The 17939-nt window shown below is 34.4% G+C and carries 22 protein-coding genes and 1 riboswitch; of the genes, 14 read left to right on the forward strand and 8 right to left on the reverse strand.

Features of this window, described 5'->3' with window-relative positions; genetic code table 11:
• The first annotated feature begins 71 nt into the window (after positions 1-71).
• A complete protein-coding gene (locus C1724_RS19940; RefSeq protein WP_102348526.1) occupies positions 72-1880 on the forward strand; it encodes an aldehyde ferredoxin oxidoreductase family protein in 1809 nt (602 codons plus the stop codon).
• Between the two features lie 98 nt (positions 1881-1978).
• On the opposite strand, the gene C1724_RS19945 is transcribed toward C1724_RS19940, so the two are convergent.
• The 3 genes from C1724_RS19945 to C1724_RS19955 form a co-directional block, all read right to left on the reverse strand.
• On the reverse strand, positions 1979-2251 hold the full coding sequence (locus C1724_RS19945) for a hypothetical protein (RefSeq protein ID WP_102348527.1): 273 nt from the start codon (positions 2249-2251) through the stop codon (positions 1979-1981).
• A 1-nt stretch (position 2252) separates the two neighbouring features.
• Positions 2253-2531, reverse strand: coding sequence for a ubiquitin-like small modifier protein 1 (locus C1724_RS19950; protein ID WP_102348528.1), 279 nt, complete (start codon positions 2529-2531; stop codon positions 2253-2255).
• A 202-nt stretch (positions 2532-2733) separates the two neighbouring features.
• Positions 2734-3687, reverse strand: coding sequence for an aldolase catalytic domain-containing protein (locus C1724_RS19955; RefSeq protein ID WP_102348529.1), 954 nt, complete (start codon positions 3685-3687; stop codon positions 2734-2736).
• Between the two features lie 321 nt (positions 3688-4008).
• On the opposite strand from C1724_RS19955, the gene C1724_RS19960 reads away from it, so the two are divergent.
• The 6 genes from C1724_RS19960 to C1724_RS19980 all read left to right on the forward strand — a co-directional run bounded on the left by C1724_RS19960 (position 4009) and on the right by C1724_RS19980 (position 7438).
• Positions 4009-4779 (forward strand): sporulation protein, encoded by a 771-nt coding sequence (locus C1724_RS19960; protein WP_102348530.1) that lies wholly within the window; start codon positions 4009-4011, stop codon positions 4777-4779.
• A 147-nt stretch (positions 4780-4926) separates the two neighbouring features.
• On the forward strand, positions 4927-5109 hold the full coding sequence (locus C1724_RS26190; RefSeq protein ID WP_102348531.1) for a hypothetical protein: 183 nt from the start codon (positions 4927-4929) through the stop codon (positions 5107-5109).
• A 12-nt stretch (positions 5110-5121) separates the two neighbouring features.
• On the forward strand, positions 5122-5943 hold the full coding sequence (locus tag C1724_RS19970; protein ID WP_102348532.1) for a serine/threonine protein kinase: 822 nt from the start codon (positions 5122-5124) through the stop codon (positions 5941-5943).
• 141 nt (positions 5944-6084) lie between these two features.
• On the forward strand, positions 6085-6207 hold the full coding sequence (locus C1724_RS26195; protein WP_258000475.1) for a hypothetical protein: 123 nt from the start codon (positions 6085-6087) through the stop codon (positions 6205-6207).
• 177 nt (positions 6208-6384) lie between these two features.
• Positions 6385-6861 carry a GNAT family N-acetyltransferase gene (locus C1724_RS19975; protein ID WP_102348533.1) on the forward strand — a complete coding sequence of 159 codons (477 nt, stop codon included), beginning with the start codon at positions 6385-6387 and terminating at the stop codon, positions 6859-6861.
• Positions 6862-7123: 262 nt separating this feature from the next.
• Positions 7124-7438 (forward strand): hypothetical protein, encoded by a 315-nt coding sequence (locus tag C1724_RS19980; protein ID WP_102348534.1) that lies wholly within the window; start codon positions 7124-7126, stop codon positions 7436-7438.
• Positions 7439-7577: 139 nt separating this feature from the next.
• Here C1724_RS19980 and ilvA read toward each other — a convergent pair whose 3' ends face one another.
• Both ilvA and C1724_RS19990 read right to left on the reverse strand, forming a co-directional pair.
• Positions 7578-8786: a threonine ammonia-lyase gene (gene ilvA, locus C1724_RS19985; protein ID WP_102348535.1), complete on the reverse strand. Its 1209-nt coding sequence runs from the start codon at positions 8784-8786 to the stop codon at positions 7578-7580.
• A gap of 205 nt (positions 8787-8991) precedes the next feature.
• Positions 8992-9339: a hypothetical protein gene (locus C1724_RS19990; RefSeq protein WP_102348536.1), complete on the reverse strand. Its 348-nt coding sequence runs from the start codon at positions 9337-9339 to the stop codon at positions 8992-8994.
• Positions 9340-9541: 202 nt separating this feature from the next.
• Between C1724_RS19990 and C1724_RS19995 the strand changes: the two genes are divergently transcribed.
• Both C1724_RS19995 and mug read left to right on the forward strand, forming a co-directional pair.
• Complete coding sequence (locus C1724_RS19995) at positions 9542-10213, forward strand: DUF4230 domain-containing protein (RefSeq protein ID WP_102348537.1); 672 nt, start codon at positions 9542-9544, stop codon at positions 10211-10213.
• Positions 10214-10306: 93 nt separating this feature from the next.
• Complete coding sequence (mug, locus tag C1724_RS20000) at positions 10307-10813, forward strand: G/U mismatch-specific DNA glycosylase (protein ID WP_102348538.1); 507 nt, start codon at positions 10307-10309, stop codon at positions 10811-10813.
• Between the two features lie 199 nt (positions 10814-11012).
• Here the strand turns inward: mug and dapA are convergent, their stop codons facing one another.
• Complete coding sequence (gene dapA / locus C1724_RS20005; RefSeq protein WP_374703476.1) at positions 11013-11903, reverse strand: 4-hydroxy-tetrahydrodipicolinate synthase; 891 nt, start codon at positions 11901-11903, stop codon at positions 11013-11015.
• Between the two features lie 136 nt (positions 11904-12039).
• A riboswitch (Lysine riboswitch) is annotated at positions 12040-12223 on the reverse strand.
• A gap of 163 nt (positions 12224-12386) precedes the next feature.
• On the opposite strand from dapA, the gene msrB reads away from it, so the two are divergent.
• Both msrB and C1724_RS20015 read left to right on the forward strand, forming a co-directional pair.
• Positions 12387-13358 (forward strand): peptide-methionine (R)-S-oxide reductase MsrB, encoded by a 972-nt coding sequence (gene msrB / locus C1724_RS20010; protein ID WP_102348540.1) that lies wholly within the window; start codon positions 12387-12389, stop codon positions 13356-13358.
• Between the two features lie 237 nt (positions 13359-13595).
• Positions 13596-14819 (forward strand): MFS transporter, encoded by a 1224-nt coding sequence (locus C1724_RS20015; RefSeq protein WP_102348541.1) that lies wholly within the window; start codon positions 13596-13598, stop codon positions 14817-14819.
• Between the two features lie 44 nt (positions 14820-14863).
• Here the strand turns inward: C1724_RS20015 and C1724_RS20020 are convergent, their stop codons facing one another.
• Positions 14864-15580, reverse strand: a complete 717-nt coding sequence (locus tag C1724_RS20020) for an AlbA family DNA-binding domain-containing protein (RefSeq protein ID WP_102348542.1) — start codon at positions 15578-15580, stop codon at positions 14864-14866.
• 163 nt (positions 15581-15743) lie between these two features.
• Between C1724_RS20020 and C1724_RS25780 the strand changes: the two genes are divergently transcribed.
• Genes C1724_RS25780 through C1724_RS20030 form a run of 3 tightly spaced genes read left to right on the forward strand, consistent with a single transcriptional unit; the run spans position 15744 to position 16986 of the window.
• A complete protein-coding gene (locus C1724_RS25780) occupies positions 15744-15899 on the forward strand; it encodes a hypothetical protein (RefSeq protein WP_180994363.1) in 156 nt (51 codons plus the stop codon).
• An 11-nt stretch (positions 15900-15910) separates the two neighbouring features.
• Positions 15911-16723, forward strand: a complete 813-nt coding sequence (gene mutM, locus C1724_RS20025; protein ID WP_102348543.1) for a DNA-formamidopyrimidine glycosylase — start codon at positions 15911-15913, stop codon at positions 16721-16723.
• Between the two features lie 26 nt (positions 16724-16749).
• Complete coding sequence (locus tag C1724_RS20030; RefSeq protein ID WP_102348544.1) at positions 16750-16986, forward strand: hypothetical protein; 237 nt, start codon at positions 16750-16752, stop codon at positions 16984-16986.
• A 40-nt stretch (positions 16987-17026) separates the two neighbouring features.
• Here the strand turns inward: C1724_RS20030 and C1724_RS20035 are convergent, their stop codons facing one another.
• Entirely contained in the window at positions 17027-17815 is a 789-nt protein-coding gene (locus C1724_RS20035; protein WP_102348545.1) for an SDR family oxidoreductase, read from the reverse strand.
• Between the last annotated feature and the right edge of the window lie 124 nt (positions 17816-17939).

Raw genomic sequence — 17939 nt, forward strand, 5'->3', positions numbered from 1 at the left:
TCTACATCATAAAATTCACTACTAATATCTTTTTCTACTTTACTAAATTTAATTTGAAAAGGGTGACGGGAATGAACCTAGGTGGATTTAATAACAAAGAGGTTGTAGTAGATTTATCGAGTGGTAATGTTACATACCGTGAAATCAATGAAGAATTAGCTAAGAAATATATTGGTGGTCGTGGTTTAGGTGTTAAGTACGTATTCGATAACGGTCCTGAAGTGGAAGCGTTTTCAGATGATAATTTACTATGCATAATGACTGGACCGGTAACTGGATCTCGTTCAACAATGAGCGGTCGACTTTGTGTCGTTACAAAATCTCCATTGACAGGTACGGTTACCGATTCACATATGGGTGGTTGGACTGCTGCTCGTTTGAAATGGTCTGGTGTTGATAACATTATCTTCTCTGGTAAAAGTGATAAACCGGTGTACCTATATATCGAAAATGGTGTGGCTGAACTTCGTGATGCTAGTGAATTATGGGGTAAAGGTGTTCGTGAAACCATTAAAGTTCTCCAAAACCGTTATGGTAAAGACGATTTAAGTGTAATGACAATCGGCCAAGCGGGAGAAAACAAAATTCGTTTTGCTAATTGGATGAATGAACATGATCGTGCTGCAGGACGCGGAGGAACTGGTGCTGTTGCAGGCCATAAGAATCTAAAAGCAATTGTAATTAAAGCAGCGCAAAAGGGCAATATGCCTGAACCGAAAGATAAAGATAGTTACTTAGCAGCTAATAAGAAAGCGACAAAGGCTGTGTTAGAAGGTGGCTTAACTGCTCCTAAAAAAGGCGGATTATCGCTTTATGGAACAAACGTATTAATGAATATCATTAATGAAGTAGGTGCTTTACCTTCATATAACTCAAAAGAATCTCATTTCGAACGAGCAGAAGAGCATAGTGGTGAAGAAATTCGCAAAACGATTCTTGTTGCAGACAATGCTTGCCATGCCTGTCCAGTAGCCTGTAAGAAAGAGGTAGAGGTAACAGAAGGTAAGTATAAGACTAGAGTTGAAAGCTTTGAATTTGAATCAGCATTCGCTGTAGGTTCCAACTGTGGTTTAGTTGACAAAGAACCAATAGCATTCTTAATCGATATTTGTAATGAATATGGTATGGACACAATTGAGCTAGGTCATGCTTTTTCCGTTACGATGGAAGCATACGAAAAAGGCATTATCGAAGAAAAGCTTGAGTGGGGCGATGCTGATGCGATGATCGAGCTTGCCAAAAAGATTCCATTCAGAGAAGGCTTAGGGGATATTTTAGCTGAGGGACCTGCACGTGCAGCACAAAAATTCGGGTCACCAGAGTTATCTATGTCTGTTAAAGGCCAATCGATCCCAGCGTACGACCCACGTGGAATCCAAGGCATCGGCTTAGGTTATGCAACAAGTAACCGTGGTGCATGTCATTTACGCGGCTATACAGTTGCAAGTGAGATCGCAGGTATTCCTGAACCAACTGATCGTACAGCGGCAGAAGGAAAAGGTGAATTACTAAAAGTATTCCAAGATCTGTTATCATTCTCTGATTCTATGAATATTTGTAAATTCTCATCTTTCTCTGAAAATGCTGAGCATTATGCAGAACAATACAGTACAATGACTGGTAATTCATTAACTGCTGATGATGTAATGAAGGCAGGAGAAAGAATATATAATCTAGAACGCTATTACAATAACCTTGCTGGTTATAATAAGCGTGAAGATGATTTCTTACCAAAACGCTTTACTGAAGAAGGAGCATCTGGTAACAGTAAAGGAATGGTAAGTCGCATGGATATTATGCTTGATGAATATTACCAAGTCCGCGGTTGGAAAGATGGCGTAGTAACTAAGGAAAAATTAAAAGAATTAGAGATTATCTAATTCATATATAATTAGATGGCGTTTGATATCTTCAATGCCGTCAAAATTAAAAGTCTTGTATTTTCCTCGAGAAGGAATATACAAGACTTTTTTCCGCGCTAACCACCGATACGTGTAGTTTTCTTTCGATAGTTTGCAATCAGCTTATTTAACTCGTTTTCGTTATCAGCTTTGAATAGTACGTGAACAGCATTAACAATAAACGTTGAAGTAATAGTAACTTCTTCTTCCTTAATAATTTCTGCTTTCCAAGTGTTTGTTTCAAATACAAATGGGAACGTAGTACTAATTTGTTTACCGCCTAGTTCAATAAAATATTCAATTAGATGCTCTAATTTTATTCCACGGAATTCTAATTTCTTTTCATTCATTTTAACCACCTGCAACTGGAGGAAATAATGCAAACTGATCTTCAGGATTTATAACTGTTAATAGTCCATCTTTATGGATAATATTATGGCCGTTAATAAAAACATGGACAAATTGTTTTAATATACGTTCTTCCGTAAAGATTTCTTCCTCCATATCCGGAAACATTCTTACTAATTCTTCTAGTATATCAATAACAACATAAGTTTCAGATGGTACCTCAACTATACTTGCACCACATATTTCACGTAAATTTGCAAAAACTTTAACTTTTACATTCATTATTGTGACCTCCCTTAGTTTATTTTAATATATAAATAGATTTCAAACCATATAGGTGCACATTCCCATTAATAAATCTCTAAGTATTGAATCCAAATTTGTATTTATTATTAGATACCTCGAATGTTTGAAAATAAAAAAAGCAAGTGCATTAACACTTGCAAAATGTATATATTTTTAAAGGTTATGCTTATAAAATCATTTACTTTGAAGATAGACTAGATTCAGGTGTTGTCACTTTGTCATAAAAATCTTCAAATTTATCACGATTTTCACTATCACGGTATGCCATGGCTACTCTAGGATGTTCATTAAGCAAACCTGAAATCATGTAAGGAATAATATAGCCCCACTCCCATTTTTCTCGCATTTCTAGCATATGCCTTTCAATTACTCCAAGAACAGGTTTTAATTCATAACTTGATTTTTGAATGTAACTAACAAGTAGTTCGGTATGACAGTTACCTGCTGCTCGTCCCATACCATAAACGGAAGAGTCAAGGAAAGTAACACCGTTGCGAATCGCTGAAAGTGTATTGGCAAAGGCTAACTGCATATTGTTATGGGTATGTATTCCTAGCTGTTTATTTGGTACCATTTCTTTGAATTTCTTAACTTGATGTTCAATATCTAAAGGATCTAAGCTACCGAATGAGTCCACGATATAAACAACGTCAACAGAACTTTCCCGAACCATTTCAAACGCTTTTATAAGCTGATTTTCAGGCACGCTTGATAATGCCATAATATTAAGTGTAGTTTCATAACCAAGGTCGTGAAACATTTCCACAAGCTCTAAACCTTTATCGACTTCGCGGATATAACAAGCCACACGAATCATATCTAATACACTTTCATCACGAGGCAAAATGTCATCTGGGTCTACACGTCCTATATCAACTAATGCAGATAGTTTGGTGAACTTTTTCTCAGGGATTATTTCTTTTAAAAAGTTATCATCAAGAAATCTCCATGGATTGGGTTCTGTCGCATTAAGAAGCTTTGGAGAATTTTTGTAACCAATCTCCATATACTCCACACCAGCTTCACTAAGGCTATTATACAAGTCTTGAACAAATTCAACACTGAAGTCCCAATTGTTAACTAATCCTCCATCTCGAATCGTACAGTCTAAAATTTTGCTACGATGATCCATGTCATTTCCTCCTATTATTTCGATTGTAGTTAGCATATTTGTTATGATCATTAGTATGCAATTATATATTAATATATATTTTACTATGATATCCTTGTACCCGCTAAACAGTCAATAGATTTTTCTGAAAATTTGATTTTTCAAAAGAAACAAATTGGGTCTACCATCTTATGCTTTACCATATATGTTAAATAAATGTACTTTAAAGGCCTTAAGAACGTAGAAAAGATCCATTAAAATTTCTAATTTCAGTAACAATATTTTAATACTCAAAAGATTCCTGTTATTATATAGGTAATAACTGTTAAGGGAGGAAGAGGTATGTCTTTTTTCGGAAAAATGTTTGCAAGTATTGGAATAGGTTCTGCTAAGGTAGACACTGTTTTAGCAAATGATAAATTAACACCAGGGGAAGAGATAAAAGGAAAAGTGGTAGTAAAAGGCGGAAATGTTCAACAAGAAATTGATGAAATTTATTTAAGTGTTGTTACTTTTTACGAACGTGAAGTAAATGATAAGAAAGTAAAGGAAGAAACAGTCATTGGAAAATATCGTTTATCAGAACGTTTTTCAATTAATCAAAATGAAACACAGGAAATTCCGTTTTCATTTATGCTACCGATTGATACACCAGTCACGTTAGGAAAAACCAAAGTATGGGTACAAACAGGACTTGATATTAAAATGGCTATTGATCCTGCTGATCGTGATTATATAGAAGTTAATGCCCATCCTTTAATGAATGCCTTTTTAAATACAGTCACGGATTTAGGATTTCGATTAAGAGAGGTTGAAGTGCAAGCTGCACCTCGTCATATTAGAGGAAGATTGCCTTTTCTTCAAGAGTTCGAATTCGTTCCAATTAGTGGTGAATTCAGAGGCAGACTTGATGAACTTGAAGTTGTGTTCATTTCAATTCGACCAGATCAAATGGACGTTTTGTTGCAGGTAGATCGACGAGCTAATAATTTAGGCGGCCTTTTTTCAGAAATGCTGAATATGGATGAAACAAATTTAAAAATTTCTGTTAGTAAGGAAGACATTCCATATCTAAAACAAAAGCTTGAAAACCTTATTAGACAATATAGCTAATCTCGTAGCTTTGCTGAATGATGAAAGTATAGGTGTTTTTTCAATAAACTACCTATACTTTTTTTAATGAAAAGTCTGCTTGACGTTGAAACCTTCTTTTATTTCAAACGTAAATAGTAATAACGTCAGGTATAAAGGAGAAAAACTATGTTAAAGAAATTATTAGGAAAGTTATTAAATACAAATCATCATTATCGTTATAGCAGTAGTGATAATAAAAGACGTTCCCGTAAACATTATTCTAACAAACATCATTCAAGCTATGGCCACCATCACTATAAAAGAAAACATAAAAGCGGAAGTTTTTTCTCAAGTTTCTTTAGTAGTTAATTATTAAGTGAAATGGTGATTCTTCTAAACAGAATTAAATCGTTTATTCTTGACCGTCCAATTAAAAAAGGCAATGTGTTAAAAGAACGATATAGGATAATTGAAGTTATAGGAGAAGGGAGCTATGGCATCACCTATCTTGCCACTGATATTTCTACTAACACTTCATGTGTCCTGAAACAAATAAAACCTTCAAGACGAAAACTAGAACATGTGACTAAGGCGTTTAGTTATGAAAAAAGAATACTGTCTATGCTAAACCATCCACAAATTCCGAGTTATCGAGGTAGCCTTAATCATAATGGTCACCAATTTTTAATTATGGATTATGTTCCGGGCTGTACGTTTGAAGAACTAATTTTTAACGATGGAAAACACTTTGATGAGTTAATGACTTTCAACATATTACAGCAGATCGTAGAAGTGATTCAATATTGTCATGAGTTAAATATTATTCACCGAGATTTAAGGATTCCTAATATTTTATTTAATAAGGGAAAAATTTTTATCGTTGATTTTGGATTAGCCCGTTTCACAAATACTATCACACACGATGAAAATAATCGTTATTATGAAATTGAAAAGCAGTTAAGGCGAGAAATACATCCTAATAGTGATTTTTATGCGCTCGGTCATTTTGCTCTCTTTTTATTATATTCGACGTTCAATCCGCAAATTGATGAAGAAAAAAGTTGGGAAGAGGAGTTACAGCTTACTGACCGATCACGTTGTTTTTTACGAAAACTACTACAGCTGGAGAAACCTTATTTAGACCATAAAGAATTAAACGATGATTTAACTGAGTTAATTCAATATATAAATACTATTTCATAAGAAGTAAGAAATCGTACCTTAGCAGAAGAATATTACCTATTTTACATCTGTAAGAGTTATTCCATTATTTTATAGCATGAATCATTAAAAAATACCCAAACTAACATTGTGGAGATTAACAAATAGATGGAGGTTAGTGTTATGGGTAAAAAAGATCGTAATAGACTACAGCCAAAGAAGAATAATCATACTCCAAATGATGCGGTTCGAGCTAAAGAAATTGCTCATAGTGAAGAATACTCTGCTATTGATAGAAAGAATTAAATTTCATTAATTAAAGCCGTTGTGTAAAGATACGCAACGGCTTTAATATTGATCGAAGAGTTAACCTCTCGTCACTAAAGTTCACAGAATGTTCATGATGTTTCGTTATTAATACAGACGCCATCACTTAAACCTGATAAGATGAAAAAGAGAAATAAGGAGGGGTGAAAACATCCTATGTTGGCAGGTTTTAAGGATACGTTAACCAATATTGTTGAGGTATTAAAGGAAGATGGACTTGATACGCATTATTTCGAGGATGAAGGCCGGTTTCTTTTTCGTATAGATGAACTAATGTATGACGCTGGATTTAGTTGTAATAATATTGTGCTCGATGTTTTTTTTGATGAGGAAGAAAAGGTGCTTTTTATTGGTTTATTGCGTTTTCCAAAAAGATTTAGACGATCAGGATTAGGTTCGAAAATAGTAACTGCAATTAAAAGCTATGCCAATAAACATCATTTTTTTATTTATTTAGATGCATGGAATGAATCTCAATCATTTTGGAAGAGGCATGGTTTCAAACATGTGTACACAGATAAATATAATTTTGAAATATTAGGTTATTCCGGTGATGGTTTCGATATTTTTCATGAATGGGAAACATTTAAAAAAACAAAAGTATTTAAAACATATCTTGTATGTCATGAATAATATTCCGACATTATTCTATTAATCTTTACGCGAAATGAAAAAATACGTTAATACTGCACCGGAAAATTCAGCGATGCTGTCGAAAGTTGATGTACGATTGATAGGGACAAGCTTTAATCATATTGTATAATAAATGTAAGGAGTATAGTGAAAATATTTCAAATATTCTATCATTTTTCTTCTTACATCATAAATGATAATAGATTCAATGATCATAAGAAGAGTCTACTCCTAACAAAAAAATGTTAAGAGGGATACCAATATGTTATCAGTATTTTCGCCCAAAAAACCAACACAGTATAAGTATGATGTAACGATTTTGCAAGCACCATCCTACGGACAGCGAAGAGGCTATAAAGCCGTGTATCGCTTAAACATTTTAGCTATGTCACATCATGAGGTTTTAGAATCTACTTTTCGTAAGTTTAATGTACTAGATCTAGTTCCTGCAGATTACGATGCAAGATATATTGGAACGGGAGATATTATCTTAATTGATGAAGGAATTAATGGTAAAACATATTATCAACTAAATATTGGTGGTTGGACAAAGATTAACCGTGTTCGAGTAATCTAAGTTCAATTATTATAAGTAAACTAACATCAACAACCAACAGGGTTTTAAAACCTGTTAATGCTGATGTTAGTTTATTTAGTCCGTACATGTAAAATAAAGGGAAATCATATTAGCTTGAATTTTGCTAAAAAGCGGTGTCTTACATTCTTTCTACAACCTCGTAACCTGCTGTTGTTAATGCATTAGCAATTTCGCGAATATGGATTCGATCCCTTGTTTCTAAAGAAAATTCAATTTCAGTTTGACCAGGAACAACTCTAGAGCCAATACGTTGATGATGGATATTTAACACGTTTGCTTCTAAATTAGAAATTATGCTTAGCAGCTTGTTTAAGTGGCCTGGTTTATCCGGAATTAATGTTGTAAAGGTTACAAAGCGTCCAGATTCGGCAAGGCCATGTTCGATAACTCTTGAGATGAATTTCACATCTACATTACCTCCGCTAATAATGGGTACTACATTCTTACCTTGGATTGGTATTTTATTAAACAGTAGGGCTGCTAAGCTAACTGCCCCAGAACCTTCGACAAGAAGTTTATTTCGTTCTAATAAATAGAGCATTGTTCTTGATATCTCTAATTCACTAACTGTAACGATACCATCAACATAATTTTGAATCATTTCAAATGTCTTATCCCCAGGGCGTTTTACGGCAATTCCATCGGCGATCGTATCTGACGCAATTACTTTTGTAGGTTTCTTTTCTGTAAGTGATACAGTCATACTAGGACAGGATGAGGCCTCAACTCCAAATACTTTAATTTTTGGATTAGTCTCTTTTAAAGCCATTGCTACTCCAGCTATTAATCCACCGCCACCTATCGGACAAATGACCGCATCAACATTAGATAATTGCCCTAGAATTTCTAATCCGATTGTTCCTTGCCCCGCAATAATTTTATAATCATCAAAGGGGTGGACGAATGTTGCATTCGTTTTAGATTGCAGCTCAAATGCATGGTCAAGTGCCTCATCAAATACATCTCCGTGTAGTATTACGTTTGCCCCATACTTTTTAGTAGCTTCGATTTTGGCTAATGGGGCACCTTTTGGCATTACAATTGTGGATTTAATATCGGCTGCTGAACTGGCAAATGCTACGCCTTGCGCATGGTTCCCAGCCGATGCTGCTACAACCCCTTTTTTTCTTTCATCCTTATTTAAAGAAATGATTTTGTTGTATGCCCCACGTACTTTAAATGAACCTGTTTTTTGCAAATTTTCTAATTTAATGTAGACTGAGTTATGCGAAAGGTCGCTAAAGGTTTTTGAGTAATCAAGATGTGTTTCGTGAACAACTCCTTTTAGTACAGTTTGCGCTTGAACTATATCCTGTAGATTGATCATACGGCACCTCCAAAACTTCCATTAAAAACCATCTTACTATATAAGTATAATAAAAAACTGGATGTGTTTACAATTTGTGGGTGATTATTAATTTTAGTGCATTCGACTTTACATAAAAGTTTGGGATCCTACAAAGGGTGCTCCTTTGCAGTAGGGTAGAAATTTGAAAACCTTGACGAATTATCGTCAAGGTTTTCAATATTTTTTATTGGCTTTTACTATGAATAATTTTAGCGTGGAGTATAGAAATAAAAGGGATGGGTGTACACAGTTTTGTTTTGCCCTTGTTATCATCGATTAAGAGAACTTTTCTATTTCTCCTATCAATATGAAAAATACGGCCTTTATGGGTTTCAAGTTGATTGTTATCTAGATTAGAAGTCGTAATCTCAACAATTGAGCCCTTTTGGTAGGCTTCATTTATCATTTGTTCATCTTGAAAGCTATCTTCTATCTTTGCACCTCGAGATAGTATGTAACTATGTTCTATGTTGCCCTCAGCTGTTAAATACATAATCTTGATACGTATGGTACTGTTACTGTCACCTAACATAAAAGTATCACCTGTCCGTTTAGGTTGTTAATATTGGAACTATAAACAACATTTTGTAATTTAGTTCTATCTTATTATAAATCTACCTCTTATTACCTGGCAATAGGGAGACTTAATAGAATTTTGTAGGATTATGTAGATATTTTACAGATTATTAGTTTAATATTAGTTAAGACAACAACTATACGATGAGGTGATAAGAATGAAAAGCATTGTACAGTTTCCAAATTTTGAGAAGTACATGATACAGCGATCATTTTTGGCTAAAATTAAACAAAAATGGAGATTATTAATTATAGGCAGTTTAGGGTTTGCAGTAATTCTCAGTCTATTATTACTATTGTTTCCTTCATTTTTTAATACTGCTGATATAAAGCATGGTGAAATTGTTGAATCCATCCAAGAACTAGCCATACTCGCAACAGCGGAGGCACATGTGAAAACCGTTATTGAACAAGAAGATAATGAAATATTTGGAAAAGAAATTCCGTATAATATACCTGGGACACAGAGACACCTATTACTCATTGTCCCAGCTACCATTATTGCAGGGGTTGACTTAAAGAATATAAATGAAAACAATATACAATTTAACGATAAGAAAAATGAGTTAACTATTAACCTACCAAAAGCAACAGTCCTTCAAGAGCCATCGATCAATATGTCGGAGGTAAAGGCGTTTTCAACCGAAGGCATTTTTAGAGACAAAGTGGACTGGGAAGAAGGCTTTGAGCTTGCGGCTTTAGCTAAGCAACAAATAAAAGAAGAGGCACTAGCAATGGGATTATTATCACATGCTGAAACTAATACTATAAAAACACTTCAACAATTTTTTGAGAGCACTGGATACAAGGTTAATGTCCATTTTCAATAAAGGAGGGGGCCTACTGCCGGTTGCCTGTTAATACATGGGATAAATTTAAAAGCGCCATAATGCAATTAAAAAATTATCGCGAGGGAAGCATTAATGAATCCAATACCTGATATTATAGAGGAAAATTTAAAAGTATTGTTCGTCGGTTTCAATCCGAGCATGCGTTCTGGACAAACCGGCCACCATTTTGCTAATCCTACAAATCGTTTTTGGACAATTCTCCATCAAGCGGGTTTAACTTCAAAAAAGTATACAGCTGAAGAAGATCAAACATTACTGAACTTAGGTTATGGATTCACAAATATTGTTGCCCGGCCAACGAAAGCAGCGGATGAAATTACAAATGAGGAGTATGAGCAGGGGAGAGTACTTTTACGAGAGAAAATAGAGCAGTATAAACCAAAACTTGTTTGTTTTGTAGGCAAGGGGGTATATCTTAAATATAGTAAACGTAAAAAGGCCCCATGGGGAAAACAGACAGATGAAACTGTAAAAGGTGTAATCGATTTTGTTGCTCCTTCATCAAGTGGGTTAGTCAGAATGAAGGTTGATGAAATTGTAGCGATATATAATCAACTTAAACCGTTGATAAAAGAGTAGGTCGATTTTTGGGGTTCAGTACATTCCGGGGATCTTATATAAATAAGGAATTGTATGAGTAAAGTAGCCTTACTTATTGAAGTGATGGATTATTAGTCTTTGTAGACGATTAATCCCAAATAAAAACGAAAACGCTCAGAATAAATTCTGAGCGTTTTTTACGTATTAATACTACTAGTAAGTTTAGACTAGCTAAAACTTATACTACCTGTTCTTTAATTAAGATAGGTTGCAGCTCTTTTTCTAAAGCAGCCAATTCTAGGTCATTTAAAGGTACAAGTGGTAAGCGAACTGAACCTACTTCAATTCCTTTTAAGTTTAATGCTGCCTTGACAGGGGATGGGCTAGGGGCAGCAAATAATGCTTTCATAATAGGTAATAGCTTACGGTGCATTTTACTTGCTTCAACATGATTTCCATTTAAGAATGCAGAAACCATACTTTGCATTTCGTTTCCGATGACATGTGAAGCAACGGATACAACGCCCATGCCTCCGATTGCTAGAGTAGGAATCGTCATGCTGTCATCACCGCTATATAAACTAAAACTTTCATCTGTTTGTTCGATAATTTGAGCCATTGCATCTAAGTTACCGCTTGCTTCTTTTACACACACTATATTATCAATCTGTGATAATCGAATAATTGTCTCAGGTGTCATATTAACTGAACTACGTCCAGGAATATTATAAAGCATGACAGGTAAGCTAGTTTCAGCTGAGATAGCCTTAAAATGCTGATAAAGTCCTTCTTGAGAAGGCTTATTATAGTAAGGAACTACTAACATTATTCCGTTTACGCCGATTTTTTCAGCCTTTTTAGTCAGTTCAATTGATGCACGAGTGTTATTAGAACCTGTTCCTGCAATAACAGGTACACGACCATTTGCAACTTCAACCACTTGTTGAAACAATGCTAATTTTTCATCTGTTGTTAATGTTGGTGACTCTCCTGTAGTCCCTGCGACTACAATTCCTTCTGTTCCATTTGCAATTAAATAATTTACTAATTCTTGTACTTTTTGCGTATCTACATCACCCTTTTGATCAAATGGGGTTACCATTGCTGTTAATACACGTCCAAAGTTCATTATTTCACCCTCGTTTCAATAAATAGTTAATTAAAATAGTCTATCTCGCACAGCATAATATAATTGCCAAAAAAAAATGCAACAACGATGACTATCGTTGTTGCATGGTTATTATGATAATAATAATAGCACCTATGCGTTTGATAGCCCTCCATATAACAAACCGTTATATGACAATTTTGTACCTATTCGATACAAAACCAGTGTCTGAGAAAAATGAGGTTCTCAGCACTTCGGCAAATCCCCCTTTCCACAAAGATCAACGGAACTCATTTTCCTCCCATTTGTGTACTAATGGTTTTTGCACCTCTATCCTCACTTCATTATGTAACTGAAGCAAAGTTTATTTACTTTCTTGTACAATAACAGAAAATAAAGATATTTTCAAGAAGATTTGTAAAATGTGCAAAAATTTATTAATAAAGTTAAACTATTAGGTATAGTAAACAACATAGGTAAAGTATTTTTAGAAGGAGTGCTGTTATGGAATACAATAATGAAACTTTTCAATTAGCTACATTTGCTGGAGGGTGTTTTTGGTGTATGGTTTCTCCATTCGATGAACAACCAGGTATTATAAAAGTTGTTTCAGGATATACAGGTGGCCATAAAGAAAACCCTACATATAAAGAAGTATGTTCTGATACAACGGGTCATTATGAAGCTGTACAAATTACTTATGATCCTACTCTTTTTAGCTATGAAAAATTATTAGATATATTTTGGATGCAAATTGACCCAACTGATGCAGGAGGGCAATTTCATGATCGCGGAGACTCCTATAAAACAGCGATTTTCTATCATAATGAGGATCAAAAAGTTTCAGCTGAAAAGTCTAAACAAGCATTAGCAGAAAGCGGTCGATTTTCTAAGCCAATTGTGACCGATATCCTTCCAGCAAAAACGTTTTACTCGGCAGAAGAATATCACCAAGATTATTATAAGAAAAATGCATTCCGCTATGCTTTATATAAGAAAGGATCAGGCAGAGAGGAATTTATTAAAAAGACATGGGAAAATCCTGCGCGAAAAGAAGAATTGCGTAAACGATTAACCCCTATGCAATTTGAGGTTACTCAAAATAACGGAACCGAACCACCATTTCGAAATGAATATTGGAATGAAACGAGAGATGGAATTTATGTAGATATTATTACAGGTGAACCCTTATTTACATCTTTAGATAAGTTTGATTCTGCATGCGGTTGGCCTAGTTTTACAAAACCTTTGCATAACGAGCTAATTGAGGAAAAGGTTGATCTATCACATCGGATGGTGAGAACGGAAGTAAGAGCTAAAAATAGTGATTCACATCTAGGACATGTCTTTGATGATGGTCCAGGACCAAGAGGATTACGTTATTGTATTAATTCTGCCTCATTACGATTTATCCCGAAAGAAGATTTGGAAAAAGAAGGATACGGCGATTTTAAAATCTTATTTAAAAACATCTAATTTTTTCTTTTTATTTTCACAAATGGCTAGAAATCCAAAATGGACTTTTCCTTTTAGGAAAAGTCCATTTTGGATACTAAAAAACAATTTTTATAATGGAATAATTCAAACTATTTTAAAATTTAATTGCATAGTTTTAGACCTTAAACTATACTAACATACATACAATTGAGATTATTAAACTATTATTTTTATATAATCTTTATTTCGAACTTAAACTATAAAGAAGGGATCGATATGGTTCAATCAACAAATCATAGTTCAAAAACGACATATAATATATTGTTTATCATTGGACTTGTACATTTATTAAATGATTCAATCCAAGCTGTTGTGCCAGCAATGTTTCCGATCTTAGAACAAACACATGGTTTCAACTTTGCTCAGCTGGGTTTGATCGCTTTTGTAGTGAACATGACTTCTTCTGTAATGCAGCCAGTCGTAGGTGCTTATACAGATAAGCATCCCATGCCCTATGCCTTACCGATTGGATTAACTGTTTCTATGTTAGGGATGATTGGTCTTGCCATCGCACCGTCTTATTTGACAATCCTTCTTTCAGTTATGTTTATCGGGCTTGGGTCAGCTGCTTTCCATCCGGAAGCATCAAGAGTAGCCCACATGGCAGCCGGTGCAAGAAAGGGCTTTGGACAGTCTGTATTCCAAGTAGGCGGGAACGCAGGTCAATCATTCGCCCCGTTGATATCTGCTTTAATTTTATTTCCATTAGGGCAATTTGGAGCAATTTGGTTTACAATCGTTGCTTTTATTAGTGTTGTAATCCTTTTGTATATTGCAAAATGGTATGGTGAACAAGTACGAATTCAATCTTTAAACAAAACTCGATACACAGAAAAAATACCGGTAAGTCGTCCGATTAAACTAGCCCTGTTTTTGTTAATATTTCTTCTTTTTATTAGACAATTTTACCATGCATCCATTACGAATTTTTATGCTTTTCAATTAATGGATAAATTTAAGATTGATGGTGCAGATGCACAAATATATATTTTTATTTTTCTAGCGGCAGGAGCGTTAGGTACATTTTTGGGTGGACCTCTGTCAGATAAACTTGGCAAGAAGAATGTGCTGTTGTTTTCAATGGTTGGTGCAGCGCCGCTGTGCTTAATGCTGCCATATGCTAATTTAGTAGTTTCAATGATACTGCTTGCGATTATTGGATTTATTTTACTTTCAAGCTTTTCTGTTTCCGTGGTTTATGCGCAAGAGCTTTTACCAGGGAAAATTGGGATGGTTTCTGGTTTAATTATTGGACTATCGTTTGGATTAGGAGCTATAGGATCCGTTGCTTTAGGATGGTTAGCGGATGAGTTTGGTTTATCAACTACTTTATTTTACGTTAGCTTCCTACCTTTAATTGGAATTTTGACGATTTGGCTGCCAAACGATCAAAAAGTATTAGAATTAAATAATCAAAACATCAATGCTGTCGCGACATAAGGAAAGGAGATTTGTATAGTATTATTTCATACTATGCAAACCTCCTATTTTTCATCCTGATGAAGATCTAGTAGTTGTTCAATCCGCTTTTGTTTAAGTTTGATCATCTGTTGAATAAATTGTTGATAATTTTGATCAGCTGATGTTTCAAGTTCATGATAAAGCTGTTTTAACTGTATCAAATGATCTTGCAAACTTAACTCAGTTGAATAAGAGCCGCCAGAATAGACTTTCCTTAAGATAATCTCTACTAATTTATCATTTGTAGCCTCAAGAGATTTTGTTCCTTGCCGAACGTAGATAGCACCAAATCTAAGTTCACCACGAGTTACAACAGAAGTATAGGGTACATATTTAGGGTCATATTCAATAATTAGAACTTGAAATTTCTTCAATGCCAGAGGGTCCTGCTCTTTATCATCAAACAAGAAATCTTCCGTCCGATAATGTACCCATCTCGGAAGTAAATTTTCTACCTTATTATCAATATCGGCTTTATCTAAAAAATCCCCATTTGCTAATCCATTTAAAATAACTGATCCATCATCTGCTTGACTAACTCCCACAATAATGGCTCCACCGCCTGAATTTGCAATTGCTAAAATATGTTTTGCAAGTTTCGTTAAATCAATCCATTTAGTTTTAAAATCTAAAAAATCTGTTTCACCAGTATTATTTAGCAGCAATTCTCGAAGAGTTTCATGAGTTGGATTGTCTAAAAATCTTTTTAATAGTGCCGGTTGTATATGCTCATAGTACAAAAGGTATCACTCCCTATCTATTACCTTCATTATATTCAATTACATTTTTAAAGACTATAGTGTTCTAATTTTTAAAACACTATTGGTGTATCGGCATCCAATGAATAAAAAAGAGATTTTAGATCAATATATATATGAAAATAACATTTTTGGAGGGGGATTCATGGAACAAACGCCACCCAAAGTAAACAAGAGCATTGAAGTGGATTTTTATGATTTAGATCCACTAATAAATGTAGCTGATATTTTGGAAACAGAAGAAGATGACATGGAAGAGGAATATGGTAATCCAGATGAAAATGATGATTATGCGGGTTAGGTGCTTTAAATATGCCTGAACTTCCTGAAATGGATACATATAGAACGCTTTTATCTAAAAATATAGGTGGACAAATAATAACGGGTGTTACTGTAAATCGCGAAAAGTCGATTAATGTTCCTGTGGACCATTTCATTGATAGCTTGTTAAATAAAAAAATTATCGATATAAAGAGACGAGGCAAACACCTGATTTTTATTTTGGAGACAGGGAAAGCCCTGCTTTTACATCTAATGTTAGGTGGATGGATGTACCTAGGTAATCAGAATGATAATCCTGACAGGACAAAGCAAATAATCTTGAATTTTGGAGACAAAGAACTTTATTTTATTGGTCTGCGCTTAGGTTATTTGCATTTACACACACTTGAGGAAATTGACCTAGAGCTTTCAGAGCTTGGACCTGAACCACTTGAACCATCTTTTTTATTAAAATCATTTACAAGTTTGGTTGAGAATAAGAGAGGGAAACTAAAAACAACACTAGCAGATCAAAAATTTATTGCGGGTATAGGCAATTGCTATTCAGATGAAATATGTTTTGAAGCTGGTTTAAAACCAATGAAACAAATGAATGACCTAGATGTGCTGCAGGTTAAGCGCTTATATGACTCCATACGTAGTGTGCTGTCAGCATCCATTCAGTTTGGTGGTTATATGGAGCAACCATTCATGAAGGGTGATACTTTAACTGGTGGATTCGATTCAAAATGTAAGGTGTATGATCGTGAAAACGAGCCTTGTATTAGATGCGGTAATCCAATTGTAAAAATTGAAATTTCATCACGTAAGTGTTTTTATTGTACAATTTGTCAAGTAGATTAAGATGCAACAATGGAAGGGAGATTCATTTGGAACAAATCTCAATGTATGAAAAAATGCAACGGATATATATCCTTCAGGAGACGTATCAATTATTACAACAAAAACAACAAGAGCTTCAAAATAATGGGGAAAGCTCAGCTGCGATTGAAGATGACTTAAGAAAAATTGAAGAAGAGCTACAGGAGTACACAAATTCTGACTTAATTTTAACCAATAGTATTAATAAAGACTTAATCTTCCCCTATGGGGTGTATGATGAATAGACCCATAAAGAGTAGTCTTTATGGGTCTACGATGTTTTAATTAAAACTTGCCATAATAAAAATGATTGCTTTTTGATAGAACATCCTGACCACCTGATATTGGAATTACACTTCCAGTGATAAGATCTGAATTATCATCTGTTAGGAACGATATTACTCTTGAAATATCTTCACCTGTTTCAATTTTGGTAAATGTTTCAGTAGTTGATTCATGTCTCTTAGTAGATAGGATGTCTTGCTCTTTCCATTCTCCTCTAATATCTCCAGGTGAGACCATGTTCACAGTAATTCCGTAAGGGAATTCCTCAAGTGCTAATGTTCTTGTTAACGACACTAACCCAACCTTTGCAGCGGCAAAAGCAGAACGACATGCCCAGCCTGGTGCTGTTTCTGCCTTATCGAATCCGATATTTACGATACGTCCCCACTTATTTTTTCGCATTTGTGGAATAATTTCCTTGCATAAATAAAAAGCAGCGTTTAAATTTCCATTTATTAAGTAATTCCACTCTTCATAGGAATAATCAATTAGAGTTTTACGATCATGTATGTAAGGCCCAGCATTATTAATTAATATATCAATTCTGTTAAAATGTTCTAATCCTTTATTTACTAATCGAATACAGTCATTGTAATTAGATATATCTGCCTTCAAAGCCATTGTTTTTACATTATATGTTTGCGCTAATTGATCTGCAAGAATGTGGGCTTCAGTTTCGCTGCTGCGATAATTAATAATAATGTCATTACCTTTAGCTGCTAATTCTTTTGCAGTACGTTTTCCAATTCCAAACGCACTTCCGGTAATTAAAGCAACTTTATTAGACAATTAGGTCACTCCTTTAAATATCTGTTTCACTATTTTACCATTTTTTTTCGATTTGTACGAACGCTAAGCTGTGACAATATCTAATTATTGAATTTTATGCCTATCTTTCCTATTAATAGCAAGT

Origin of the sequence: Bacillus sp. Marseille-P3661, from assembly GCF_900240995.1 — a bacterium.
Classification (GTDB): domain Bacteria; phylum Bacillota; class Bacilli; order Bacillales; family Bacillaceae_J; genus OESV01.